We start from the raw sequence: 24,843 nt of genomic DNA on the forward strand, positions 1-24,843 counted from the left end.
TCATGGTCGCAGCCGTCTGATGGCGACTGCGACGCTCCCGTACTGGCGGCTTTCCAGTTTCTATCTGTTCTATTTCGCCTTGCTCGGTTCGACAGCGCCGTTTCTGGCGCTGTACTTCGATCACCTGGGATTCAGCGCCGCGCGTATCGGCGAACTGGTGGCGATCCCGATGCTGATGCGCTGCGTGGCACCGAACATCTGGGGCTGGCTGGGCGACTACACTGGGCGGCGGCTGGCCATCGTGCGTTTCGGCGGGGTGTGCACGCTGCTGACCTTTTCGCTGATTTTCGTCAGCAAGACCTACGCCTGGCTGGCGATGGTCATGGCCTTGCATGCGTTCTTCTGGCACGCGGTGTTGCCGCAGTTCGAAGTCATCACCCTGGCGCATTTGCAGGGCCAGACCTCGCGCTACAGCCAGATTCGCCTGTGGGGCTCGATCGGTTTCATCATCACCGTGGTCGCGCTGGGCCGTTTGTTCGAATGGCTGAGCCTGGACATTTACCCGGCGGCGCTGGTGCTGATCATGGCCGGCATCGTGGTCAGCAGTTTGTGGGTGCCTAACGCGCAACCGATTCAGGGTGAACGGTTGACCGGGGAGGGATTTCTCCAGCAACTGCGCAACCCCGGTGTGTTGGCGTTTTACGGCTGCGTGGCGCTGATGCAGATGAGCCACGGGCCGTATTACACGTTCCTGACCTTGCACCTTGAGCGCCTGGGTTACAGCCGGGGCGTGATCGGCATGCTCTGGGCGGTTGGCGTCGTCGCCGAAGTTTTGATGTTCTTGGCCATGAGCAAGATCCTCGCGCGGTTTTCCCTGCGGCGGGTGCTGATGGCGAGTTTTCTGCTGGCGGCGTTGCGCTGGTTGCTGCTCGGGTCGTTGGCCGAATTCCTTTGGGTACTGCTGTTTGCCCAGGTGCTGCACGCGACGACATTCGGCAGCTTTCACGCCGCTGCCATTTCATTCGTGCAACGTAGCTTCGGTGCGCGCCAGCAAGGCCAGGGCCAGGCGCTGTATGCCGCGTTGGCCGGCACCGGCGGTGCGTTGGGCGCGTTGTATTCCGGCTACAGCTGGAATGCCCTCGGCGCAGCATGGACATTTAGTATTGCCAGTCTCGCAGCCGTCGCGGCTGCCGTTATCATTGCCACTCGTATGCAAGAGGACAGGCCATGAGCCTTACCCGTGAACAACTCGCCCAGGAAATCATCGACGCCGGGCGTATTCTGTATGGTCGCGGCTGGTCGCCGGCCACCAGCAGCAATTACTCGACCCGCCTGTCGCCGAGCGAAGCCTTGCTGACCGTGTCCGGCAAGCACAAGGGGCAACTCGGCATGGACGACGTGTTGGCCACTGACCTGTCGGGCAACAGCCTGGAACCGGGCAAGAAACCGTCCGCCGAAACCCTGCTGCACACCCAGCTCTACACCTGGCGCCCGGAGATCGGTGCCGTGCTGCACACCCACTCGGTGAACGCCACCGTGCTGTCGCGCCTGACGCCGCAAGACTTCATCGAGTTCGAAGACTACGAACTGCAAAAGGCCTTCAGCGGTGTGACGACCCACGAATCCCGGGTGCGGGTGCCGATTTTCGACAACGACCAGGATATTGCGCGCCTGGCCGCCAAGGTGCAGCCTTGGCTCGACGCCCATCCCGATTGCGTCGGCTACCTGATCCGTGGTCATGGCCTGTACACCTGGGGCGCGCGCATGAGCGATGCCCTGCGGCAGATCGAGGCCTTTGAATTTTTGTTCGAGTGCGAGTTGAAGATGCGCTCGCTCTTTAAAGCATGAACCGTTAAGGAGTTGCCCTGATGAGCAGCCTGTCCGTCTATCACGTCTCCAGCCCTGAAATTCCCAACAAGGTGCTGACCCATTTCGAAGACATCGCCTCGACCCTGGCCGAGCAGGGCGTGCGTTTCGACCGTTGGCAAGCGGCGGCGAAGATCCAGCCGGGCGCCACTCAGGAAGAAGTGATTGCCGCCTACCAGGAGCAGATCGACCAGCTGATGACCGAGCGCGGTTACGTCACTGTCGATGTGATCAGCCTCAACAGCGATCACCCGCAAAAAGCTGAACTGCGTGCCAAGTTCCTCGACGAACATCGCCATGGCGAAGATGAAGTACGATTTTTCGTCGCCGGCCGTGGCCTGTTTACCCTGCACATCGACGATTACGTCTATGCGGTGCTTTGCGAGAAGAATGACCTGATCTCGGTGCCAGCCGGCACCAAGCATTGGTTCGACATGGGCGAACACCCGCATTTCGTCGCGATCCGTCTGTTCAACAACCCGGAAGGCTGGGTGGCCAATTTCACCGGCGAAGACATCGCCAGCCAATTCCCGCGCCTGGAGGACTGAGTCGATGCCGATCAAAGCGATTCTCACCGACATCGAAGGCACCACCAGCGCGGTGAGTTTTGTGTTCGACGTGCTGTTCCCCTATGCCGCCAAACACCTTCCGGCGTTTGTCCGTCAGCACGCCGAACGCGCCTACGTGGTCGAGCAACTGGCTGCCGTGCGCCGCGACAGCAACGAACCGGACGCCGACGTCGAGCGGGTCATCGAGATCCTGTTGGGCTGGATCGCTGAAGACCGCAAGGCCACGCCGTTGAAAGCGTTGCAGGGCATGGTCTGGGAACAGGGCTATCAGGCCGGGCAGTTGAAGGGGCACGTGTACCCGGACGCCGTTGAAGCACTCAAGCGCTGGCATCAGGACGGCTTTCAACTGTTTGTTTACTCATCCGGCTCGATCCAGGCCCAGCGGTTGATCTTCGGTTGCTCGGAGGCGGGGGATCTGACGCCGCTGTTCAAGGGTTATTTCGATACCACTTCGGGCCCCAAGCGCGAGGCGCAGTCCTACGCCAACATCACCCAGGCGATCAACCTTGAGGCGGGGCAGATTCTGTTTCTGTCGGACATCGTCGAAGAACTCGACGCGGCGCGCACGGCGGGGATGGCCACGTGCGGGCTGGCCCGTGAGGGCGGCGAACTGGCAGGGCATGTCACGGTCGACAGCTTTGCGCGGATAAATCCTGCTGCCTTCTAAGCACTACACAACTTGTAGGAGCGAGCCTGCTCGCGATTGCGATCTGTCATTCAACATTGATGTTGACTGACACTCCGCTATCGCGAGCAGGCTCGCTCCTACAGTGTTTTTTCCACAATGTTTTCTACAGCGAGTGATAGGTCGGCAGCGCAAACCGTTGCTGGCTCTGCAGCATGGAAATCTGCGGCAGTTCACTGGCTTGTTCGGCGAGGTCACGGCGAATCGCGCTGATCACCCACGTCAGTTGGTCGCCATTGTGCAATTGCTGGTAGGAAATCGAGCGCTTGAACACTTTGCCTTCGCCGCCGCTCAGGGTCAGCAGGATCCCACCGTCAGGACGGGCCTGTGTGGTGACTTCGAAGTTGGAGAACAGGGACGAAAATTTTTCCTGAATCAGGTTCATGTCTTTCAGCTCCGTTGGCTCTTGAATGGCAAGCATACGGAGAGGGTTGCAGTGATTGTGCCAGCCTTGGTTGTTTGTAAATAACCTTATAAAACAATAAGTTAGTATCTGTGGTGATTTTTGCTTTCGTGCATTCTGCATGAACGGCCATCGTGCATCCTGCATTTTGCGCGGTCGCTCGGCGATTCGATGGAACCATTGCGTGTGCGGGGGTTCACGATCGGCCCTGTATCAATCGCGGATCAGATCGCAGATCAAGATCGCAGATACAAAACATTTCAAAAACCGCGTGTACAGCTCAAGAACCGTTGACGTATTTTCGGGCTCAGTCATCGCCGCCCGACAATAAAAAAAGATCGAACGGGAGCAAAAATGAGCCGTACGTCGCACGACACGATTACCTGGAGCATGATGCTCCGCAAGCTGCCTTCCATCGCCAAGGCCATCCCCCGGGTGGTGAAGGGCATGAAGGCCGCCAACGTCAAGGACCCGACCCAAGCGTGTGGTTTGGGCTGGAGTTTCGAGCAAGCCACGTTGCGCAACCCGGATGGCCCGGCGCTGATGCAAGGTGACGTAACGCTCAGTTACTCCGAGGTCAACCAATGGGCCAACCGCATCGCCCACCACCTGGTTGGCCAAGGCATCGGCAAGGGTGATGTGGTGGCGGTCTTCATCGAGAACCGGCCGGAACTGCTGGTGACGATTCTGGCGGTGGCCAAAGTCGGCGCGATCAGTGCGCTGCTCAATACCTCGCAGACCCGCGACACCCTGGTGCACAGTGTGAATCTGGTGGCGCCGGTGGCGATCATTGTCGGCGAGGAACTGGTCCCGGCGTACCTGGCGGTGCGTGATCGGGTGTCGATCAAGGCTGACCGAACCTGGTTCGTCGCCGATCAGGACACCTCGCGCCAACCGGGTATCGCGCCTGAAGGTTTCGTCAACCTGATGACCGTCAGTCTCGACGACGCCAGCGACAACCCGGCCAGCAGCCGGCAGATTTTCTTCGACGATCCCTGTTTTTATATCTACACCTCGGGCACCACGGGGCTGCCCAAGGCGGGCGTATTCAAGCACGGACGCTGGATGCGCAGCTCCGCGAGCTTCGGCATGATCGCCCTGGACATGCGCCCCGACGATGTCGTCTATTGCACCTTGCCGCTGTACCACGCCACGGGCCTTTGCGTGTGCTGGGGTTCGGCCGTCAGTGGTGCCAGCGGGTTCGCCATCCGCCGCAAATTCAGCGCCAGTCAGTTCTGGAACGACGCGCGCAAGTACCGTGCGACCACCATCGGTTATGTCGGCGAACTGTGCCGCTACCTGGTCGATCAACCGCCCAGCGCCGACGACAGCCGGCACGATGTGAAGAAAATGATCGGCAACGGCTTGCGTCCCGGCGCTTGGAACGAGTTCAAGACCCGCTTTGTGGTGAATCACATCTGCGAGCTGTACGCCGCCAGCGACGGCAATATCGGTTTCACCAACATTCTCAATTTCGACAACACCATCGGTTTTTCCCTGATGTCCTGGGAGCTGGTCGCGTACGACCACGACAGCGGCGCGCCGATTCGTCAGGCCAATGGCCTGATGCGCAAGGTGGCCAAGGGCGAGCAGGGGTTGTTGCTGGCAAAAATCGACGACAAGGCCCCCCTGGACGGTTACACCGATCCGCAGAAAACCGCCAAGGTCGTGCTTGAGGATGTGTTCGAAAAGGGTGACCGCTACTTCAACACCGGCGACCTGTTGCGCAACATCGGCTTTGGGCATGCGCAATTTGTCGACCGCCTGGGCGACACCTACCGCTGGAAGGGCGAAAACGTCTCGACCACGGAGGTCGAAAACATCCTCCTGCAACATCCGCTTATTTCCGAAGCCGTGGCCTATGGCGTGGAAATCCGCAACACCAATGGCCGGGCCGGGATGGCGGCGATTACCCCGGCCGAATCCCTGGCAACCCTGGACTTCAGTGAACTGCTGGCCTTCGCCCGCGAGCAAATGCCGGCCTATGCGGTGCCGTTGTTCCTGCGGGTGAAAGTGAAAATGGAAACCACCGGGACGTTCAAATATCAGAAGACCCGACTCAAGGACGAAGCTTTCGACCCGGGTAAAACCGGCGATGACCCGATCTATGCCTGGCTCCCGGGGACCCAGACCTACGTGCAGGTCACCGAGCAGTTGTTGTCCGACATTCACGGCGGCAAGTACCGCTATTGAATCTGGCTATGGCGACCCATGAGAAAAAACAAGTGACAGTGCCGGGGGCGCTCGGGAAACTGTCGGCTTTTACGAATGACAGAAAAGGGAGTGCCCAATGTCAGACAAAAGCCGCCAGATGACCCCCGAAGAAGCCGCCGAATTCACCGAACAGGTATTCAACAAGGCACGGGAGGGCGATGCGGCGATGATGGCCGCACTGCTGACCAAGGGTTTGCCGCCGAACCTGCGTAACCACAAGGGCGATACCTTGCTGATGCTGGCTGCGTATCACGGTCATGTGGACACGGTAAAAGTCCTGCTGGAGCACAAGGCCGACCCGGAGATCCGCAACGACAACGGCCAGAGCCCGATTGCCGGCGCCGCCTTCAAGGGCGACCTGGCGGTGATCAAGGCCTTGGTCGATGGCGGTGCGCAGGTTGAAGGCTCGTCCTTCGATGGCCGTACGGCGTTGATGATGGCAGCGATGTTCAACCGCGTCGAAGTGGTCGATTACCTGATCAGCAAGGGCGCCGACCCGAAAGCCAAGGATGCCAATAGCATCACTGCGCTGGAGGCTGCCAGGACCATGGGGGCTTCCGATACGGTTGCTCAGCTGGAAAAATTGCTGGGTTGACGTTGAACCCTGTGGCTACGGGGCTTTTGTGGCGAGGGGGCTTGCCCCCGTTGGGTCGCGAAGCGGCCCCAATGGCGGAAATTCAGATAAACCGCGTCTACCGGGTTTACGACTGCTTCGCAGCCGAACGGGGGCAAGCCCCCTCGCCACAGGGATTGCATCGCCACAGGTCCGCATTTCACTCATTAATGCGCTATCCTTCGCGCCCTCAAAACTCCCCTCGCTACAGGATCCGCCCCATGAAAACCGCACTCGTCGAACTCATCAGCAAAATCAGCTCCGGGTGCATGGGCGAAGACGAAATCCTCAAGGTCGCGGACGAAGCGGCCCAGGCCTACGCCGATCCCGAGGCTTTCCTGACTGCCAATCCGGATATCAACTACGACGAAACCTTCCCGATCCCGCTGGGCGAGTGGGTGGTGGTCGGCAGCCTGCCGGAAACGGTGCTGTTCCAGGCTGACACCTACATGGACCTGTTCGCGCAGATCGTCGCCTCGTTCGGCCCGGGGGTGGAATTCAATCTCAAGCCCAAGCAACTGGCCAAGACCGAAGCCCTGACCGCGCTCAACCGCATCCAGGTGCAGATGAGCAGCATGAACAAGGAAAACGGCGGCTACACGCTGATGAACTTCAGCCAGTTGCTCGATGACGAGTTGCAGGTGGTCCTGGTCTACGGCGATGACGTGCCACGGGTGCTGGAATTGTGCGCAGAAGTGGGCATCGCAGCCGCGCCATCCCTGGAAGCCCTGAAAGTGGCGATCCACGTCTGATCCAAACACTGTCAATAAAAAGGAATCCTCGCGACGACCGTCTATCCTGAGGGGGCATACCACTCTTTGGGAGCGTCACCATGGGTTCCACGTTCAACAGCCTGGTTGCCTTGATCATTTTTGTCCTGGACATCTGGGCCATCATCAACGTCTTCAAAAGCAGCGCCGAGACCGGGATGAAAATCCTCTGGGTACTGCTGATCGCGCTGTTGCCGGTGCTGGGACTGATCATCTGGGCCATCGCCGGGCCGCGGGGCAACGTCAAACTCTGAACAGGCGACACTGAACCTGAGGAATGCTGATCAACTGAGGTTCGACCTGTCATGTTCCGCGACGTAGAATGCGCGCCTTTCCCGGTCAATCGAGACGCTCGATTGGCCATCATGGGCGGGTAACCGTCCGTTGCCACCCGCATTCATCGGAGCACTTCCCATGAGCAATACCCCGACCAGCGACTACCTGGAAACCCTCTACGAAGGCTACGGCCAGCGTTTTCGCATGGAAAAACTGCTGCACGAAGTGCGCACCGAGCACCAGCACCTGGTGATCTTCGAGAACCCGCGCATGGGCCGGGTGATGGCGCTGGACGGCGTGATCCAGACCACCGAAGCCGACGAGTTCATCTACCACGAAATGCTCACCCACGTGCCGATCCTCGCCCATGGCGCCGCCAAACGCGTGCTGATCATCGGCGGCGGTGACGGCGGCATGTTGCGTGAAGTGGCCAAGCACCGCAGCGTCGAGCACATCACCATGGTCGAGATCGACGGCACCGTGGTCGACATGTGCAAGGAATTCCTGCCGAACCACTCCAAGGGTGCGTTTGATGATCCACGCCTGAACCTGGTGATCGACGACGGCATGCGTTTCGTCGCCACCGCCACTGAAAAGTTCGACGTGATCATTTCCGACTCCACCGACCCGATCGGACCGGGCGAAGTGCTGTTCTCGGAAAACTTCTACCAGGCCTGCCACCGTTGCCTGAACGAAGGCGGCATTCTGGTCACCCAGAACGGCACGCCGTTCATGCAGATCGAAGAAGTGAAGACCACCGCCGGTCGCCTGCGCAGCCTGTTCCCGGACTGGCACTTCTACCAGGCCGCCGTGCCGACCTATATCGGTGGCTCGATGACCTTCGCCTGGGGCGCCACCAATACCGCTTATCGCAAGTTGTCCCGCGAAACCCTGCAACAGCGCTTCACGGGCAGCGGTATCGTCACCCGCTACTACAATCCTGAAATCCACATCGGCGCCTTTGCCTTGCCGCAATACGTGTTGCAAGCGATAAACAAGCCAAGTAACGACTGATCTTTCAGTCCACGCACCAATCCTGTGGGAGCGGGCTTGCTCGCGAAAGCGGTGTATCAGTCAACAATTCTGTCAACTGACACACCCTCTTCGCGAGCAAGTCGAATCGCCGCACCGCCGCCCCCACATTGAATTGCGGCGCAACAAGGCGGAACAATTAGCCAGCTAACAAGGTCGAGATAGAGGTAAGCCCATCCCTGGGTTTTATCGAGGAGGCACCAATGCAAAAGTGGAAAGTCACTTTCGTGGATGATCATGGCGAAACTATCGACGAAGTCTTTGAGTGCACCGAGCGCCCGGACTACGAGCGTGCCGCCAAACTCATCAAGGCCCGGCTTCTTCCTGTTGCCGCCGAACTGGATCTGAACGATCTGGAAGGGCGAACCGCTGATGCGTGCGTCAAAGAGCTCAAGTTGCAGAACAGCATCCAAATCCTCGACATTACTCCATTCTGAAACACACCTGTCGCATTCGCATCCAGACCTTGGCAGCGGCTCTATCTTGAGGCTACTCTGCAAGCGAGATCAGCGAATGAATCGCTAAGGTCTGGTCTTGTCAGCTCCATGCTTGTTTCCCGCCGGCACATCGGTTGCCGTCGCTCGCGCTGTTCGGTTGCGGGTGAGGGAGTACGGAAAGTCTATCCATCGTTTTGAGGAGGACGTTTCATGAGCACAGCCTATCAAGAAGACATCAGCAGCAGCGTGTTGCGCCGCATGAAAGAAGGCGGTTTTGACTTTTCGCGGTTTCATCCCATCGAGTTCTACGCCATTTTCCCGGACGAGGAGCGGGCACGCAGGGCGGCAGGTCATTTCCACCGTGGTGAATCCCTGAATGCGCAAATCAGTGTGCGCGACGACGGCGCCTGGGCGCTTGAACTGAGCAAGGTGATGTACGCCACTTACGATGACATCGGCGATTTCGAGCAGGGTTTCGAAGCAGTGGTCGAGCCGTTGGGCGGCATCATCGAAGGCTGGGGTGTGAAACAGGAGGTACGAGGGCGACTCGCATAACCTTATGAACAGTGACAACCAGCAATGACGGCTGACCTTCGGGTTGGCCGTTTTCATTTGTGGGCGTTGGACACCAAAAAAAAGCCGCCAGGGCAGGCGGCTAAAAGGGAAGTTCGGTGAGCTTTTCAGCGAATGTCTGGATTATCCGCACCCGTTGCCGGGCAGTGAAATCAACTCTGGCTATGCTGGTGATAGGCGACCACCACGCCTTGCAATGAAGCGGAGGCAATCAGGTTGGGGCATTTACCGCACAGGATTGGTGCGGCGCGTGTGTCTTGATTATCCAACCGATTGAAATTTAAGCGTTTATGCCGATGGCACGGGCCTTGCGAAGGTCTGGACGTCCGAGTGACAAGGAGTACGGCATGATCCGCACCTATTTTGATGAGATGTACGATGCCGGCGGCCAGGTCCGCCCGCATTATCGGGAGTTTGCCCGTTGGCTGGCCGAGACGCCTGACGAGCTTCTGGCACAACGGCGACGCGAGGCCGATCTGTTGTTTCATCGCGCCGGGATTACCTTCACGCTCTACGGGGACGAGCAGGGCACAGAGCGCCTGATTCCCTTCGACACCATCCCCCGCAGCATCCCCGCCAGCGAATGGCGGATTGTCGAGCGCGGCTGCATCCAGCGGGTCAAGGCGTTGAACATGTTCCTCGCCGATCTCTACCACGAGCAGCGCATCATCAAGGCCGGCATCATTCCGGCCGAGCAGGTGCTGGCCAACGAGCAGTACCAGTTGGCGATGCAGGGTCTGGATCTGCACCGCGATATCTACTCGCACATCTCCGGCGTCGACCTGGTGCGCGATGGCGACGGCACGTATTACGTACTCGAAGACAATCTGCGTACGCCGAGCGGCGTCAGCTACATGCTCGAAGACCGCAAGATGATGATGCGCCTGTTCCCCGAGCTGTTCGCGGCGCAACGCATCGCCCCCATCGACCACTACCCGAACCTGCTGCTCGACACCCTGAAAAGCTCAAGCCCCATCGATAACCCGAGCGTGGTGGTGCTGACGCCGGGGCGCTTCAACAGTGCGTTCTTCGAGCATGCGTTTCTGGCACGGGAAATGGGCGTGGAACTGGTGGAAGGCGCGGACCTGTTCGTGCGTGACGACAAGGTCTACATGCGCACCACCGACGGGCCGAAAGCGGTCGACGTGATTTATCGTCGCCTCGACGACGCCTTCCTCGATCCTCTGGCCTTCAACCCGGAATCGATGCTCGGTGTGCCGGGGCTGCTGTCGTCCTACCGTTCCGGCAACGTGGTGCTGGCCAATGCCATCGGCACGGGGGTGGCGGACGACAAGTCGGTGTATCCGTTCGTAACCGACATGATCCGTTTCTACCTCGATGAAGAACCGATCCTGAAGAACGTTCCTACGTGGCAATGCCGTAATCCCTCTGAGCTTTCCCACGTACTGGCCAATCTTCCAGAACTGGTGGTCAAGGAAACCCAAGGCTCCGGCGGGTACGGAATGCTGGTGGGACCGGCGGCGACGGCGGCGGAAATCGAAGCCTTCCGTGCGCGGATCATCGCCAAGCCCCATGCGTATATCGCGCAACCGACGCTGTCGCTGTCGACCTGTCCGACCTTTGTCGAAAACGGCATTGCGCCACGCCACATCGACTTGCGGCCGTTTGTCCTGTCGGGTCGTGAAACCCGGGTCGTGCCCGGCGGTTTGACCCGTGTCGCCCTGCGCGAAGGCTCCCTGGTGGTCAATTCCTCCCAGGGCGGCGGAACCAAGGACACCTGGGTGGTCGAGGATTAAAGGAAGCCTGTCATGTTAAGTAGAACTGCCTCGGATTTGTATTGGATGTCGCGTTACCTGGAGCGGGCGGAAAACCTCGCCCGGATGCTCGATATCAGCTATTCGCTGTCGCTGATGCCGCAAGACGGTCGTGGCGACGGTTTGCACGAACTGGCCATGCCGCTGTTGATCACCGGCACCCTGGACGATTACCTGGAGCGCCATGGCGAACTGCATGCCGAACGGCTGCTGCATTTTTTCGCCCTGGATGCGGCCAACCCGGCGAGCATCTACAGCTGCCTCGGTGCCGCTCGGGCCAGCGCCCATGCAGTGCGTGGGCGCATCACCGCCGACATGTGGGAAAACATCAATGCCACCTGGCTGGAAATTCGCGGCATCGCCGAACAGGGTCTCAGTCGCTACGGCATGAGCCGTTTCTGCGAGTGGATCAAGGAACGTTCCCACCTGTTCCGGGGCGCGTCCTACGGCACCATCATGCGTAACGATGCGTTTCGCTTCATTCGTCTGGGGACCTTTATCGAACGGGCGGACAACACCTTGCGCCTGCTCGATGCCCGCTACGAAATGGCCGGCGACCAGGCCGAAGCGGTCAGCGATGGCACCGCTCACGCCTATTACCAATGGAGCGCATTGTTGCGGGCGCTGTCGTCGTTCGAGGCCTACACGGAAATCTACCGCGACGCCCCCGGCGCCCGGCATGTCGCCGAATTGCTGTTGCTGCGGGCCGATGTACCGCGATCCCTACGCGCCTGCACCGAAGAAATCGACCAGATCCTCGCGCAATTACCGGGGGCCAACGGTCGTCCCGCACAACGCCTGGCGGCAGAAATGGACGCACGCTTGCGCTACACCGGCATCACCGAAATTCTCGACGAAGGCCTGCACGCCTGGCTGACCGAATTCATCCCGCTGGTGCGCCAGTTGGGTAACGCGATTCACAGTTCTTATCTGGAGGCCGCATGAGACTTTCCATTAGCCACGAGACCACCTATCACTACGAAGACAAGGTGCGGGCGAGCATCCAGTATCTGCGCCTGACTCCCCATGACAGCGAGCGTCAGCACGTGCTCAGCTGGCAGCTCGACCTGCCGCGTCCGGTGCGGGCGCAACTCGATCCGTTCGGCAACATCCTGCATGTGCTGACCATGGACGAGCCCCACGAGGCGATCATCATCGGCGCCCGTGGCCAGGTCGATATCGATGAATGGCGCGAGGCCGAACACGAGAGCCAGTCGGCACTGCCGTTTCTGCGCTTTACCCGTTTGACCGAAGCCGACGCCGCCCTGCGGGCGTTCGCCGAGAAGGAGTGCAAGCAGCGCCGCGATCGCACGGCGCTGATCGATCTGATGCATGGCCTCAACCAGCATATGACCTACACGCCAGGCTCCACGGAAGTGGACACCAGCGCGGCCCAGGCCTTTGCCGGACGCTCCGGCGTGTGTCAGGACCACACCCACGCGTTTCTCGCCTGCACCCGCAGCCTGGGCATTCCTGCGCGTTATGTGTCGGGCTATCTGTACAGCGAGAACAGCGAACACCTGGCCAGCCACGCTTGGGCCGAAGCCTGGCTGGATGACGCTTGGTACAGCTTCGACGTGACCAATGAACTGGCCCGGCCGGAACGTCACCTGAAGCTGGCGGTGGGCCTGGATTACCTGGATGCCTGCCCGGTGCGCGGGATGCGCCGGGGCGGCGGGTGTGAGCAGATGCACGCCAAGGTGCTGGTGTCACCGACGCCCGCGCCGGTGATTTCGGTGCAACAGCAGTAACAGGCAGAGGTGATCCCTGTGGGAGCGAGCCTGCTCGCGATGGCGTCTTTTCAGCCAGTACTTTTGTGACTGACACATCGCTATCGCGAGCAGGCTCACTCCTACAGGTACGATGTTGTTACGGCTTAACCTTGCGCCCAACCATATGCTTCAAATACCCCACCAGCATCCCCAGATCCCCATCCGGCAACACCTCCGTCGAGAACCCGGGCATCTTCGCCTGCGGCCATTGGCGCAAACTCTGTGGATCGCGAATGTAGCGTTTGAGAAAGTCCGCGCCGAAGTACTCGGTCGGGTTGTACGGAATATTCAGGTCTGGTCCGAATTGCGCATCCCCGGCGCCATTGAGTCGATGGCACGCCAGGCAGTTTTTCTGGAACAACGCAAAACCCTTGTTCACCGGATCATCCGCCTTCAAGGACGGATCGGGCAGCAGGGCAGGAAAGCGTTCGGCCACGGGCGCCAGGCGTTTGATGCTCGCCACCTGGAACGGCCATTGTTCGGGGCTGATGTTGCCTGCCTGCGGATGGGTCCAAACCAGATAGAATGGCCCCGCGCCTGGCTTGCCTTCCGATAGCGGTGGCCAGGGTTTGGCCGGGTCTTCAATCGCCAGCCACGCCTGTGCACCTTGGGTATTGAGCAACGGCGCTGCGGCCATTTCGGCGGCAAAGCCATCCAGGGCCACGGCTTGCAGGTGGTCGTCAGGCTTGATGCCGGTCAGCAGCGCGGACAGGGGCACGGCGCGGTAGCTCATGTCCCGTTTGTAGGAAACGTCGTTGCTGATGTTGATGCTTTGAACCTGAGGATGCTTGAGCAATTCCTCGGTCTGCCAGGTGCGGCTGTTCGCGCCCAGCTCCAGGTTCAGCTGTGCGGCATACAGGGGCGAGCCGAACAGCAGGGCCCCGAGCAGAATGAGCATTTTCAAGTGATCGCCGTCCATGTCGTGCAAGTGCCGCAAAGATTGGCACAGCCACGCTGGCCCGGGTAGCGGGCCAGTCACATTTTGAGAGTGGCAATTCAAAAACTGTGACGCCGAATCTTTTAGACGCGACTAGCCGATCACCTTGGTCAGGTTCGGCAATATCAACAACAGCGTGGTGGCGAAAAGGATGAGACCGGCTTGACGTACTTTCGATTGTTTGAACATGGCTTGACCGCCTTTTTTGTTATTTCCTGATGCCTGCCTGCATAGCTCCATGTTGGCAGCGCGTTGCACTTCCTGTAGTGACGAGCGCCTCGGCAAAACCCGACGACAACTTCGTACAAGTTCACCTTAGAGCCCGCGTTAAGCTTGGCTTAGATCCATTTCGTATGGTGTTCTTGAAATTCGCTTTAAAAAAGGCATGAGGCCTATTGCCAGCTTCTTTGGCGCCCGTTGGCTAGACAGCTTGGTGTCCTGAATGGTAGCTGACTACCGTTCGTCTGAGCGTGAGCGTCAATGTCTGTGAGCGCTGCGGTCATTGAATCAAACGCGGCTCGGGCCAAGAGTGGGCACTCGGTATTTACCCACCTGCACTGCGGTTCGAGGACGTCATGACCCAAGCATTGATTTTCGACGCGTTACGCACGCCCCGTGGCAAAGGCAAGGCCGATGGCGCCTTGCACAGCGTCAAACCGGTGAACCTGGTGGCCGGTTTGCTCACCGCACTGCAGCAGCGCACGGCGCTGGACACCAGCCAGGTCGATGATGTGGTGCTCGGCTGCGTGACACCGATTGGCGATCAAGGTTCCGACATCGCCAAGACCGCCGCTCAGGTGGCCGATTGGGATGTCAGTGTGGCGGGGGTACAGATCAACCGTTTCTGTGCTTCTGGGCTGGAGGCCGTGAACCTCGGCGCGATGAAAGTGCGTTCCGGCTTCGAAGACCTGGTGGTGGTCGGTGGTGTCGAGTCGATGTCCCGGGTGCCGATGGGCAGCGATGGCGGGGCCTGGGCGCTGGACCCGGCGACCAACCTGCACAGTCACTTCACACCACAGGGCGTGGGCGCCGACCTGATCGCCACCCTTGAAGGCTTCAGCCGGCAGGATGTCGATGCCTACGCGCTGCATTCCCAGCAAAAGGCTGCGCGGGCGCGGGCCGACGGTTCGTTCAACAAGTCGCTGGTGCCGGTGCAGGACCAGAACGGCATCATCCTGCTCGATCACGATGAGTTCATCCGCGAAGAATCGACCCTGGAAGGCCTGGGCAAGCTCAAGCCGAGTTTCGAGATGATGGGGCAGATGGGCTTCGACGCCACCGCGCTGCGGGTCTACAGCCATGTCGAGCGGATCAATCATGTTCACACCCCCGGCAACAGTTCCGGGATTGTCGACGGCGCGGCGCTGATGCTCATCGGCTCCGAGGCCAAGGGCCGGGCGCTGGGCTTGCAGCCCCGGGCGCGGATTGTCGCTACGGCGGTCACCAGCACCGATCCGACCATCATGCTCACCGGCCCCGCGCCGGCGACCCGCAAGGCGCTGGCCAAGGCCGGGCTGCGGGTAGAAGACATCGATCTGTTCGAGGTCAACGAGGCTTTCGCTTCGGTGGTGTTGAAGTTCATCAAGGACATGGCTGTCGATCCGGACAAGGTCAATGTCAACGGCGGTTCCATCGCCATGGGCCACCCGCTGGGTGCCACCGGGTGCGCCATTCTCGGCACGCTGCTGGATGAACTGGAAGCCCGACGCCTGCGTTATGGCCTCGCGACCCTGTGTGTCGGCGGCGGCATGGGCATTGCCACCATCATCGAACGCCTCTGAGCCCGGACTTCAAGGAATCCAGTTATGAACGAAGCCATTCGTTACGAAAAAGACCAGGACCAGATTGTCGTCCTGACCATCGACATGCCGGGCCAGAGCGCCAACACCATGAACGCGGTGTACCGCGAAGCCATGGCTCACTGCGTTGCGCGCCTGGTGGCCGACAAGGAGAGCATCGCCGGTGTGATCATCACCTCGGCCAAGAAGACTTTCTTCGCTGGCGGCGATCTCAACGAACTGATCAAGGTCGGCAAGCCCCAGGCCAAGGCCTTCTACGACATGGTGCTGAGCCTCAAGGGCCAGTTGCGCACCCTGGAAACCCTCGGCAAGCCAGTGGTCGCGGCGATCAATGGCGCGGCACTCGGCGGCGGCTGGGAAATCTGCCTGGCCTGTCATCACCGCGTGGCGCTGGACAACCCGTCGGTGCAACTCGGCCTGCCGGAAGTCACCCTCGGCCTGCTGCCGGGCGGCGGTGGCGTGGTGCGCATGGTGCGCATGCTCGGCCTGGAAAAAGCCCTGCCTTATCTGCTTGAAGGCAAGAAGGTGCGGCCACAACAGGCGTTGCAGGCAGGATTGATCGATGCGCTGGCGAGCGATCACGAAGACCTGTTGGCCAAGGCGAGGGTGTGGATTCTCGCCAACCCGGCGGCGGTGCAGCGCTGGGACGTGAAGGGCTACCAGATTCCGGGCGGTACACCGTCAAACCCGAAAGTCGCGCAGATGCTGGCGATCGCACCGTCGATCCTGCGCAGCAAAACCCAGGGCACGATGCCCGCGCCGGAGAAAATCCTCTGTGCGGCGGTCGAGGGTGCCCAGGTGGACTTCGACACGGCGCACCTGATCGAAACCCGCTACTTCACCGAACTGACTACCGGCCAGGTCTCGAAAAACCTGATTGGCACGTTCTGGTTCCAGCTCAACGAAATCAATGCCGGCGGCTCGCGGCCTCAAGGTTTTGCGCCATATGTCACCCGCAAGGTCGGCGTACTCGGCGCCGGGATGATGGGCGCCGGTATCGCGTTTGTCAGCGCGTCGGCGGGGATCGATGTGGTGCTCAAGGACATCAGCCTCGCGGCGGCGGAGAAGGGCAAGGCGCATTCGGCGGCGCTGCTGGACAAGAAGGTCGCTCGCGGACAAATGAGCATCGAGCAACGCGACACCGTTCTGTCACGCATTCAAACCAGCGAAAGCGATGCCGACCTGGCCGGTTGCGACCTGATCATCGAGGCCGTGTTCGAGGATCGGGATTTGAAGGCCAAGGTCTCGTTGGCGGCGCAGAAGGTCGTCGGCGCGGACGCGGTGATCGCCTCCAACACCTCGACCTTGCCCATCAGCGGCCTGGCGTGCGCCGTGCCCGACCAGAGCAAGTTCATCGGCCTGCATTTTTTCAGCCCCGTGGAAAAAATGCCGCTGGTGGAAATCATCAAGGGCGCCAATACCAGCGACGAAACCCTGGCCCGCGGTTTCGATTACGTCCTGCAAATCAGGAAAACCCCGATTGTGGTCAACGACAGCCGCGGTTTCTTCACGTCGCGGGTGTTCGGCACCTTCACCAACGAAGGCATCGCCATGCTGGGCGAGGGCGTGAGCGCGGCGATGATCGAGACTGAAGCGCGCAAGGCCGGCATGCCGGTAGGACCGCTGGCGATCTCTGACGAAGTTTCCCTCAGCCTGATGAACCATATCCGTCTGCAAACCGCCAAGGACCTGCAAACAGAAGGCAAACCGCTGACAGAACACCCGGCATTTTCCGTGATTGACTTGTTGCTCAATGAGTTCAAGCGTACGGGCAAGGCCGGCGGTGGAGGTTTCTACGAGTATCCGGCGGGCGGTCAGAAACACCTGTGGCCTGAGTTGAAAACCCGCTTCGAGAAAGCCGACGGGCAGATTTCGCCGAAAGACGTGCGTGATCGCCTGCTGTTCGTGCAAGCCATCGAAACCGTGCGCTGTGTGGAGGAGGGCGTGTTGACCTCGACGGCGGATGCCAACGTTGGCTCGATCTTCGGCATCGGTTTCGCCGCCTGGACTGGCGGTGCACTGCAGTTCATCAACCAGTACGGCGTGCAGGACTTCGTTGCCCGCGCCCAGTATCTGGCCACGCAGTATGGCGAGCGGTTCGCGCCTCCCGCCTTGCTGCTGGAGAAGGCTGCCAAAGGGGGGGCGTTCTAAGGGGCAGATGTTGCATTTCGGGGCTTGCCTTGTCACCGCGTTTCAAGGCAGGCTCTGGGGTGTGCATTATTCCCATCACGTGTCAGGTATTTTTTATGTCGTTACGCATCTGCATTCTGGAAACCGACCACCTGCGTCCGGAATTGGTTGACCAATATCAGGGCTACGGGCAGATGTTCAAACACCTGTTTTCGCAGCAACCGATTGCCGCCGAGTTCACCGTCTACAACGTGGTGCAGGGCGAGTACCCAAGCGACGACCTGACGTTCGACGCCTACCTGGTGACGGGCAGCAAGGCCGACTCCTTCGGCACCGACCCGTGGATCGAAACCCTCAAGAAGTATCTGCTGACCCGCTACGAGCGCGGCGACAAGTTGCTGGGCGTCTGCTTCGGCCATCAATTGCTGGCACTGCTGCTCGGTGGCAAGAGCGAGCGTGCAACCCAGGGTTGGGGTGTCGGTACGCACAACTACAAATTGGCCGCCAAGGCGCCATGGATGAGTCCGGTGCGCGAAGAACTGACGTTGTTGATCAGCCACCAGGATCAGGTCACGTCGTTGCCGGAGAACGCCACGGTCATCGCTTCCAGCGATTTCTGCCCGTTTGCCGCCTACCACATCAACGATCAGGTGCTGTGCTTCCAGGGGCATCCGGAGTTCATCCACGACTACTCCCGCGCCCTGCTGGAGATTCGTCAACAGGCACTGGGCGAGCAGGTCTACTCCAAGGGCATTGCAAGCCTGGACAAGGAACACCACGGCACCACGGTTGCCGAGTGGATGATGCGGTTCGTCGCGCACAAGCCTGCAGCTGATTGAAATTAAAAGCATTCGCGAGCAGGCTCGCTCCCACAGTGGATCTTCGGTGTTGCAGAGATCAATGTGGGAGCGAGCCTGCTCGCGAAGGTCGTGAACGATAGCGCGTTGAACCAGGTGCACAGCGGCGCCCTTGGGTTTTTCGCGAGCGAGCTCGCTCCTACAACCACCCCGACTTCTTGAAACTCGCCCACAAACTCACACAACCCACCGTAATGAACCCCACCACCCCGAAATACCCGTAATGCCAAGTCAACTCTGGCATGTTCTCGAAGTTCATCCCGTAAATCCCCGCCACCGCCGTCGGGAACGCCAGAATCGCCGCCCAAGCGGCAAACTTGCGCTGCACCACGCTCTGGCGTGAGGCTTCCAGAAGTACCCCGACCTCGATGGTCTGGCTGGCAATGTCCGCCAGGGTCGCCAGGTCCTCCATCTGCCGCGTGACATGAATCTGCACATCGCGGAAGTACGGACGCATGTTCTTGTCGATGAATGGAAATCTCAGCTTTTGCAGTTCTTCACCGATCTCCACCATCGGTGCGGCAAACCGGCGCAAACGCAATACATCGCGGCGCAGACTGTGAAGCTTTTGAATATCGCGCTCATTCAGCGAGCCGCACATTACGTTGCTTTCCAGCTCATCTATCTCGGCATGGATCGCTTCGCCCATCGGCTGGTAATTTTCAATCACGAAATCGAGGATGGCATAGAGTACGAAATCTTCTCCATGTTCAAGCAACAGCGGACGTGCCTCACAGCGCTGCCGGACGTAGGCGTAGGACGCTGAGTGACCGTTGCGTGCGGTAATGATGTAGCCGTTGCCGGCAAAGATATGCGTCTCGATGAACTTGAGTTTGCCGTCTTCGCGTATTGGCGAATACGTGACGATGAACAGCGCATCGCCGAAGGTTTCCAGCTTCGGGCGACTGTGTTTTTCCAGGGCGTCTTCGATGGCCAGTTCGTGCAGGTTGAACTGGCGTTGCAAGTTATACAGTTCCTCGGCGTTCGGCTCTTCGAGGCCGATCCAGACAAAGTGACCAGGTTTGGCAGCCCAGGCTGCGCCTTCGTCGAGGGTGATATTGGTGACTTTCTTACCAGCGCTGTAAACCGCAGCAGCAACAACTCTACCCATGATCTTGATTCACTTTTTGGCAGCTTTTATTGGACGCTTTCTATTACAAAAGAAGGCCGTGGCAGGCAGTGTTCAGCTTAGCCTTGTCTGCTGCTTGAGAGTCAGTGAAATCTGCGGAGTTCGCCGGCAAAAGCGCGCAGGCAAAAGAAAACCCGCACGAGGCGGGCTTCATTCAAGCGGCTTGCAGTTGCCGGTCCATCGATTCGATGCATTCACGCATCTGCTCGCGGCACTGGGCGATCAGCAGGGGCATGTCGTCCAGGCTCAATCCGGCAGTGGGAATCGCCGGCAACGAACGAATCAGGATTTTCCCGCTGCGCCAGCGGTTCAATCGCATATGTTTGACGTAACTGCTGACACACACCGGCACGATCGGCACCCCGGCGGCAATGGCCATCTGGAACGCGCCTTTCTTGAACGGCAGCAAATCTTCACCAAGGTTGCGCGTGCCTTCCGGGAAAACCCAGATCGAGGTGTCTTTGTTTTGCAGGGTGTGGGTGGTGGTCAACATCGACTTGCGTGCCTTTTGCGCATTGCCACGGTCGATCAGCACATTGCCGGCCAGCCAGAACAACTGCCCGAACAGCGGCACCCACTTCAGGCTCTTTTTGCCGATGCAAACGGTACGGCGGGGCACCACGTTGCCAAACACAAACAGGTCATAGTTGGACTGGTGATTGGCGATGATCACGCAGCTGTCGGGTTTATCCATCAACGGCCCGACTTCGGCTTTCACCCGCAAACGCAAAATACACATGGCCGGCCATGCGTACAGGCGTGCGCACAGACGGCTATTGTCCGGGTTGAATGGCCGGCACAGGCCGAGAATCACACCCAGCACACCTGCCACAATAAAGTGCAGGCCCATCAATGACATACGGAACAAAAACAGCATCTACAGGCCCCACCGGGACAAAAGGTGGCGCAGTGTACGGATGTGCACTGTTTTCGGCAATTGCTGCCAGGGAAGTGGGAGATGGCCGATGTTTGTGCTGATGTTTCCGACTAATCGGTCAGATGCGGTCTAGAGCGCTTACAGACGTTTAACACAGACAAGTATGAAAAAGCCCGACACGACGGTCGGGCTTCTTGTTACGGCAGATCCGGGCTTAACCCAAATGTTCCTGATCCTGGAGGATCGCGTTGTCCAGGGCTTCCAGCAGCGATTTGCGCACTTTCAATTTGGTGTTCTTGTGCGCGGTCATGTTGATCTTCTTCAGCTGACGAGCCGCCGCCAGTGCCGCGCCTTGCAGTTCTTCAGGCGAGACCACGACATCAAGGAAACCGGCAGCCACGGCGCCTTGTGGATTGAACATCTCGCCGTTGACCACTGAACGCTGCAGCGCCACTTTGTTCAGGCGGTCACGTGCGATCTCGATACCGGCGTGGTGCATGGTCATGCCGATCTGCACTTCGTTCAGGCCAATGCTGAACGGACCGTCTACGCCGATGCGATAGTCGGCCGACAACAGCAGGAACGCACCCTTGGCCACAGCATGCCCAGGGCACGCGACGATCACCGGGAAGGGGTGCGACAGCAGACGACGGGCCAGGGTCGAGCCGGAGGTCACCAGTGCCACGGCTTCTTTAGGGCCGGCCGTCATCACCTTCAGGTCATAACCGCCGGAGAGAATGCCCGGCTGGCCGGTAATGATCACCACTGCACGATCAGTCACGGCCTGATCCAGCGCAGCGTTGAACGCGGCAATCACGTCCGGGGAGATGGCATTGACCTTGCCATTGCTCAAGGTCAGGGTCGCGATACCGTCTTCGAGATGGTAGGAAATCAACTCACTCATGACGCTATTCCTTTCAATAAAGTTGGGCAGACGTTACCCACCGCCGCAAGCCAGGTAAAGCGCCGTGACTGACCCGCCAGTCACCCTTTACCCGCCCGCCAAGCGTAGCCCGCCTTGCCTGCTGCGCATTCCCCTCTATATAGAAGAGGGCACGAAGCCGGAGATTGGCCGGTTTGCCATGGCCCGGAACGAGCGGAAACGCTGAATCGCGTTAACCGCATGAAAATTCTGAAAAAAATGTTTGCCATCGGAAAAGCTTTCGACTACATTAGCGCGCCTCGACAGACAGAACATGTTTGAAGAGATACGGTGAAGTGTCCGAGTGGCTTAAGGAGCACGCCTGGAAAGTGTGTATACAGGAAACTGTATCGAGAGTTCGAATCTCTCCTTCACCGCCAAATTCGATGTAGACAAAACCCCTGGTTTCGAAAGAAGCCAGGGGTTTTGTGTTTTCGGAGTTTGAATTTCGGCAAGTAAGAGACAAGAGCATCTACCGTACAAGCGGTAACCAAGCCAATCCGGCTGTTAGACTGCTCAAACTCTTCGAACGGAATCGACATCATGCTCTATCCTCGCGCCAGTTTTCGCGGCGCAGCCAAGCTCATCGCGGCTGTGTCGATAGTTGCCATGTCATCACTGGCCCTCGCATCCGCCCCCGTAACCTTTCCCGACGCTGAAGCCAGCGACCCCGCCAGGCTGGGCTGGATGGTTGGTTCGCCACCCCCCTCTGATCGCACCGTGCGTTTTGAAGACGGCAGCTATTTCCAGTTCCCGGCAATGCGCTGGAGTGTTTCGAACTTTCGGCAATTGATGCCGACTATCAACGTTTCACGCGGCCTGGGTGCTCCGGTTCCACTGGAGACAGTGCTACGCAAAGATATCGACGGGATTAGTTTTGTGCCCCTTGGCGCCAAGGCGCCTATGACCTGGGAGCAATCCCTCGCGGCCACGTACACCGATGGCATTGTGGTGATGCACCGCGGGAAAGTTGTCTACGAACGATACTTCGGCGTGTTGAAGCCGGACGGCCAGCACGCCGCGATGTCAGTGACTAAGTCCGTGGTCGGCACGCTGGGCGCCATGTTGGTGGCGCAGGGGCGTATCGATGCTGACAAGCGGGTTGCCGAATATGTACCGGAGCTGACGGATTCTGCGTTTGGCAGCGCCACGGTACGGCAGGTGCTCGACATGACCACGGGCCTCAAATACAGCGAGGATTACGCGGACCCGGATGCCGAAGTCTGGGCCCATGCCCGGGCAGGCAACCCGTTGCCCAAGCCCAAGGGTTATGGGGGACCTCGCAGTTACTACGAATTTTTGCAGACGGTGCAACCGCAAGGTGGGCACGGCAAAGCGTTTGCCTACAAAACCGTCAACACCGACGTGTTGGGCTGGGTCATTGCCCGCGCCACCGGCCGCAATGTTGCACAACTGCTGTCGGAGAACATCTGGAGCCGGTTGGGTGCCGAACAGGACGCCTATTTCACCGTGGACTCCATCGGCACGCCGTTCGCCGGTGGTGGCCTGAATACGGGGTTGCGGGATCTGGCGCGTTTTGGCGAGATGTTGCGTAACGGCGGTCGGTTCAACGGTCAGCAGATCGTGCCGCCGGCAGTGATCGACGATATCCGTGGCGGCGGTGATAAACAGGCTTTCGCCAAGGCGGGGTACACATTGCTCAAAGACTGGAGTTACCGGTCGATGTGGTGGGTGACGGACAAGGAGGGCGGGGCATTCATGGCGCGTGGGGTCCATGGGCAGCGCATCTATGTCGACCCGGAGGCCGAGATGGTCATCGTCCGCTATGCATCCCATCCGGTGGCCAGCAACTCGGCTAATGATCCCGTCACTTTGCCGGCGTTTGATGCGTTGGCTGAATATCTGAACAGGAAGGAACACCCATGATCATCACCACGACCCACTCCATCGAAGGCCGGCAAGTTACCGCCTACCTGGACATCGTCAGCGCCGAGTCGGTGCAAGGGATCAACGTTGTCCGCGACGTGTTTGCCGGGATGCGCGATTTTTTCGGCGGGCGCTCCCAGACGCTGGAACGAGCGTTGAAGGAAGCACGCATTCAGGCCACCGATGAGATCAAGGAGCGGGCACTGGCGATTCAGGCGGACGCGGTGGTCGGGCTCGATTATGAGATCAGCATGCCGGCCGGCAAGGGCGGGATGGTCGTGGTGTTTGTGACCGGGACGGCAGTCAAGTTGCGGTGAAAGGTGAGAAGCCATTCGTCGGTCACGGGGAAATCCGAACGGCAGGTCCATTAGTGACCGACTAGTCTCAAAAACCTTGGCGATCGATATTCTTTCAGGCAAAGGGCTTGCCGATGTCGATCGCGCTTTTTGAAAGGGGTGAAGAGATGGCTGATCCGTATATCGAGGACGATGGCGCAGAATTCCCGATCAACAACTCCGTGCGGTGTGGTCAAACCCAGTATGTGGCCAGCTTCGGCGAGGACCAGACTGAGGTCGACAAGATCAAGACCAGGGCGTGCCGGGTACTGAAGGGCAAATTTTTACCCAAGGTGACAGCGCCGGTCAGGAAGTAACCGAACGTCAGGCAGACCCCGTCATAGAACGGGGTTTTTCATGCCTGAAAAGTTTTATGACAATTTTTTTGAAAAGGTGATTTTTTCACAAACTTTTCACAGATCCCTTCGTAATCTCGACTCATCCGTTAGAAAGCAACACCTGGCCCGTTCCCCAGCGGGCTTTTTTTTGTCCGCGATAAAACCTTTTCGGTAAACGCTGTCCAACCGTCGCCAATCGCGAAGTTGGACCGGCGTGCTGGACTTTGTCCGCGCAAAAGCATTCAATCTCGCCCCTCTTTTTGTGTACCCCTATTTTTTGAGGTTTTTGTCATGCGTTTAACACTGCCCGCTCTGGTTCTGGGGCTTCTGGTTGCTCAAGGTGCAATGGCTGGTGACGGCACTGCCGCGCTGGGCGGTGGCTTGGGTGGCGCATTGGGTAACGTGGTCGGCCAGAAGATGGGCGGCAGCACTGGCGCAGCGATTGGTGCGGGCGTGGCTGGCGCGGCGGGCAGCGCAGTTGCCGCCAAAAAAGGTCATCGTACCAGTGCTGCTATCGGTGGCGGTGTCGGCGCTGCCGGTGGTTCGGTGATCGGCAATAGCCTTGGCGGCAAGTCCGGTGCCACCATCGGTGCTGGCCTGGGCGGTGCGTTGGGCGGCGGCGTAGGCAGCAACCTGGCCAAGGGTCACAAGGGTCACTGATCCTGATTGTGCATCTAAAAGAGCCCGGCTTGATGCCGGGCTTTTTC

Annotated in this window: 26 protein-coding genes and 1 tRNA gene; 22 read left to right on the plus strand and 5 right to left on the minus strand. The window is 59.4% G+C overall.

Annotated features, from left to right (window positions below; translation table 11 throughout):
* Nucleotides 1–19: 19 nt before the first annotated feature.
* Genes AC3IX1_RS08900 through mtnC form a run of 4 tightly spaced genes read left to right on the plus strand, consistent with a single transcriptional unit; the run spans nt 20 to nt 3,042 of the window.
* On the plus strand, nt 20–1,171 hold the full coding sequence (locus AC3IX1_RS08900) for an MFS transporter (protein ID WP_489387879.1): 1,152 nt from the start codon (nt 20–22) through the stop codon (nt 1,169–1,171).
* Nucleotides 1,168–1,788 (plus strand): methylthioribulose 1-phosphate dehydratase, encoded by a 621-nt coding sequence (locus AC3IX1_RS08905; RefSeq protein ID WP_489387880.1) that lies wholly within the window; start codon nt 1,168–1,170, stop codon nt 1,786–1,788. The genes AC3IX1_RS08900 and AC3IX1_RS08905 overlap by 4 nt, the downstream gene beginning before the upstream one ends.
* A gap of 20 nt (nt 1,789–1,808) precedes the next feature.
* Nucleotides 1,809–2,354, plus strand: a complete 546-nt coding sequence (locus AC3IX1_RS08910) for a 1,2-dihydroxy-3-keto-5-methylthiopentene dioxygenase (protein ID WP_489387881.1) — start codon at nt 1,809–1,811, stop codon at nt 2,352–2,354.
* Between the two features lie 4 nt (nt 2,355–2,358).
* Entirely contained in the window at nt 2,359–3,042 is a 684-nt protein-coding gene (mtnC, locus tag AC3IX1_RS08915; protein WP_489387882.1) for an acireductone synthase, read from the plus strand.
* Nucleotides 3,043–3,166: 124 nt separating this feature from the next.
* On the opposite strand, the gene AC3IX1_RS08920 is transcribed toward mtnC, so the two are convergent.
* The gene (locus tag AC3IX1_RS08920; protein WP_046042946.1) at nt 3,167–3,445 is read right to left on the minus strand and encodes a DUF3509 domain-containing protein; all 279 of its coding nucleotides are present in this window, start codon (nt 3,443–3,445) and stop codon (nt 3,167–3,169) included.
* Nucleotides 3,446–3,817: 372 nt separating this feature from the next.
* On the opposite strand from AC3IX1_RS08920, the gene AC3IX1_RS08925 reads away from it, so the two are divergent.
* From AC3IX1_RS08925 to AC3IX1_RS08970, 10 genes are all read left to right on the plus strand, one after another.
* Complete coding sequence (locus AC3IX1_RS08925; RefSeq protein WP_489387883.1) at nt 3,818–5,656, plus strand: long-chain-acyl-CoA synthetase; 1,839 nt, start codon at nt 3,818–3,820, stop codon at nt 5,654–5,656.
* 97 nt (nt 5,657–5,753) lie between these two features.
* Complete coding sequence (locus tag AC3IX1_RS08930; RefSeq protein ID WP_489387884.1) at nt 5,754–6,272, plus strand: ankyrin repeat domain-containing protein; 519 nt, start codon at nt 5,754–5,756, stop codon at nt 6,270–6,272.
* A 239-nt stretch (nt 6,273–6,511) separates the two neighbouring features.
* Entirely contained in the window at nt 6,512–7,042 is a 531-nt protein-coding gene (locus AC3IX1_RS08935; RefSeq protein ID WP_489387885.1) for a hypothetical protein, read from the plus strand.
* An 80-nt stretch (nt 7,043–7,122) separates the two neighbouring features.
* Nucleotides 7,123–7,314, plus strand: a complete 192-nt coding sequence (locus AC3IX1_RS08940) for a PLD nuclease N-terminal domain-containing protein (RefSeq protein ID WP_046042941.1) — start codon at nt 7,123–7,125, stop codon at nt 7,312–7,314.
* Between the two features lie 160 nt (nt 7,315–7,474).
* On the plus strand, nt 7,475–8,350 hold the full coding sequence (speE, locus tag AC3IX1_RS08945; protein ID WP_489387886.1) for a polyamine aminopropyltransferase: 876 nt from the start codon (nt 7,475–7,477) through the stop codon (nt 8,348–8,350).
* 221 nt (nt 8,351–8,571) lie between these two features.
* Nucleotides 8,572–8,805: a hypothetical protein gene (locus AC3IX1_RS08950; RefSeq protein WP_489387887.1), complete on the plus strand. Its 234-nt coding sequence runs from the start codon at nt 8,572–8,574 to the stop codon at nt 8,803–8,805.
* Between the two features lie 210 nt (nt 8,806–9,015).
* Nucleotides 9,016–9,360, plus strand: coding sequence for a ribonuclease E inhibitor RraB (locus tag AC3IX1_RS08955; protein ID WP_053157306.1), 345 nt, complete (start codon nt 9,016–9,018; stop codon nt 9,358–9,360).
* A 365-nt stretch (nt 9,361–9,725) separates the two neighbouring features.
* A complete protein-coding gene (locus AC3IX1_RS08960) occupies nt 9,726–11,135 on the plus strand; it encodes a circularly permuted type 2 ATP-grasp protein (RefSeq protein ID WP_007988088.1) in 1,410 nt (469 codons plus the stop codon).
* A 12-nt stretch (nt 11,136–11,147) separates the two neighbouring features.
* Nucleotides 11,148–12,098 (plus strand): alpha-E domain-containing protein, encoded by a 951-nt coding sequence (locus AC3IX1_RS08965; RefSeq protein ID WP_095945245.1) that lies wholly within the window; start codon nt 11,148–11,150, stop codon nt 12,096–12,098.
* On the plus strand, nt 12,095–12,904 hold the full coding sequence (locus tag AC3IX1_RS08970; RefSeq protein ID WP_150758897.1) for a transglutaminase family protein: 810 nt from the start codon (nt 12,095–12,097) through the stop codon (nt 12,902–12,904). The genes AC3IX1_RS08965 and AC3IX1_RS08970 overlap by 4 nt, the downstream gene beginning before the upstream one ends.
* A 118-nt stretch (nt 12,905–13,022) precedes the next feature.
* Here the strand turns inward: AC3IX1_RS08970 and AC3IX1_RS08975 are convergent, their stop codons facing one another.
* On the minus strand, nt 13,023–13,844 hold the full coding sequence (locus tag AC3IX1_RS08975; protein WP_489387888.1) for a c-type cytochrome: 822 nt from the start codon (nt 13,842–13,844) through the stop codon (nt 13,023–13,025).
* A gap of 593 nt (nt 13,845–14,437) precedes the next feature.
* Between AC3IX1_RS08975 and AC3IX1_RS08980 the strand changes: the two genes are divergently transcribed.
* From AC3IX1_RS08980 to AC3IX1_RS08990, 3 genes are all read left to right on the plus strand, one after another.
* Entirely contained in the window at nt 14,438–15,643 is a 1,206-nt protein-coding gene (locus AC3IX1_RS08980) for an acetyl-CoA C-acetyltransferase (protein WP_489387889.1), read from the plus strand.
* A 24-nt stretch (nt 15,644–15,667) separates the two neighbouring features.
* Nucleotides 15,668–17,812, plus strand: coding sequence for a 3-hydroxyacyl-CoA dehydrogenase NAD-binding domain-containing protein (locus tag AC3IX1_RS08985; protein WP_489387890.1), 2,145 nt, complete (start codon nt 15,668–15,670; stop codon nt 17,810–17,812).
* Between the two features lie 95 nt (nt 17,813–17,907).
* Nucleotides 17,908–18,630: an amidotransferase gene (locus AC3IX1_RS08990; RefSeq protein ID WP_489387891.1), complete on the plus strand. Its 723-nt coding sequence runs from the start codon at nt 17,908–17,910 to the stop codon at nt 18,628–18,630.
* A 157-nt stretch (nt 18,631–18,787) separates the two neighbouring features.
* Here the strand turns inward: AC3IX1_RS08990 and AC3IX1_RS08995 are convergent, their stop codons facing one another.
* The 3 genes from AC3IX1_RS08995 to AC3IX1_RS09005 all read right to left on the minus strand — a co-directional run bounded on the left by AC3IX1_RS08995 (nt 18,788) and on the right by AC3IX1_RS09005 (nt 21,558).
* Entirely contained in the window at nt 18,788–19,759 is a 972-nt protein-coding gene (locus AC3IX1_RS08995) for a magnesium and cobalt transport protein CorA (protein WP_489387892.1), read from the minus strand.
* Between the two features lie 172 nt (nt 19,760–19,931).
* Nucleotides 19,932–20,654, minus strand: a complete 723-nt coding sequence (locus tag AC3IX1_RS09000) for a lysophospholipid acyltransferase family protein (protein WP_489387893.1) — start codon at nt 20,652–20,654, stop codon at nt 19,932–19,934.
* A gap of 214 nt (nt 20,655–20,868) precedes the next feature.
* Entirely contained in the window at nt 20,869–21,558 is a 690-nt protein-coding gene (locus AC3IX1_RS09005) for a crotonase/enoyl-CoA hydratase family protein (RefSeq protein WP_489387894.1), read from the minus strand.
* 308 nt (nt 21,559–21,866) lie between these two features.
* Here AC3IX1_RS09005 and AC3IX1_RS09010 point away from each other — a divergent pair.
* The 5 genes from AC3IX1_RS09010 (at nt 21,867) to AC3IX1_RS09030 (ending at nt 24,796) form a co-directional block, all read left to right on the plus strand.
* Nucleotides 21,867–21,956, plus strand: a tRNA-Ser gene (locus tag AC3IX1_RS09010).
* A gap of 163 nt (nt 21,957–22,119) precedes the next feature.
* A complete protein-coding gene (locus tag AC3IX1_RS09015; RefSeq protein ID WP_489387895.1) occupies nt 22,120–23,463 on the plus strand; it encodes a serine hydrolase domain-containing protein in 1,344 nt (447 codons plus the stop codon).
* Nucleotides 23,460–23,780 (plus strand): YbjQ family protein, encoded by a 321-nt coding sequence (locus tag AC3IX1_RS09020; RefSeq protein WP_489387896.1) that lies wholly within the window; start codon nt 23,460–23,462, stop codon nt 23,778–23,780. Before AC3IX1_RS09015 ends, AC3IX1_RS09020 begins: the two co-directional genes overlap by 4 nt.
* 146 nt (nt 23,781–23,926) lie before the next feature.
* Nucleotides 23,927–24,115 carry a hypothetical protein gene (locus AC3IX1_RS09025; RefSeq protein WP_032829518.1) on the plus strand — a complete coding sequence of 63 codons (189 nt, stop codon included), beginning with the start codon at nt 23,927–23,929 and terminating at the stop codon, nt 24,113–24,115.
* Between the two features lie 312 nt (nt 24,116–24,427).
* Nucleotides 24,428–24,796 (plus strand): bacteriocin, encoded by a 369-nt coding sequence (locus AC3IX1_RS09030; protein WP_095945186.1) that lies wholly within the window; start codon nt 24,428–24,430, stop codon nt 24,794–24,796.
* The last annotated feature ends 47 nt before the right edge of the window (nt 24,797–24,843 follow it).

Source organism: Pseudomonas sp. KH_046_2 (assembly GCF_057838985.1).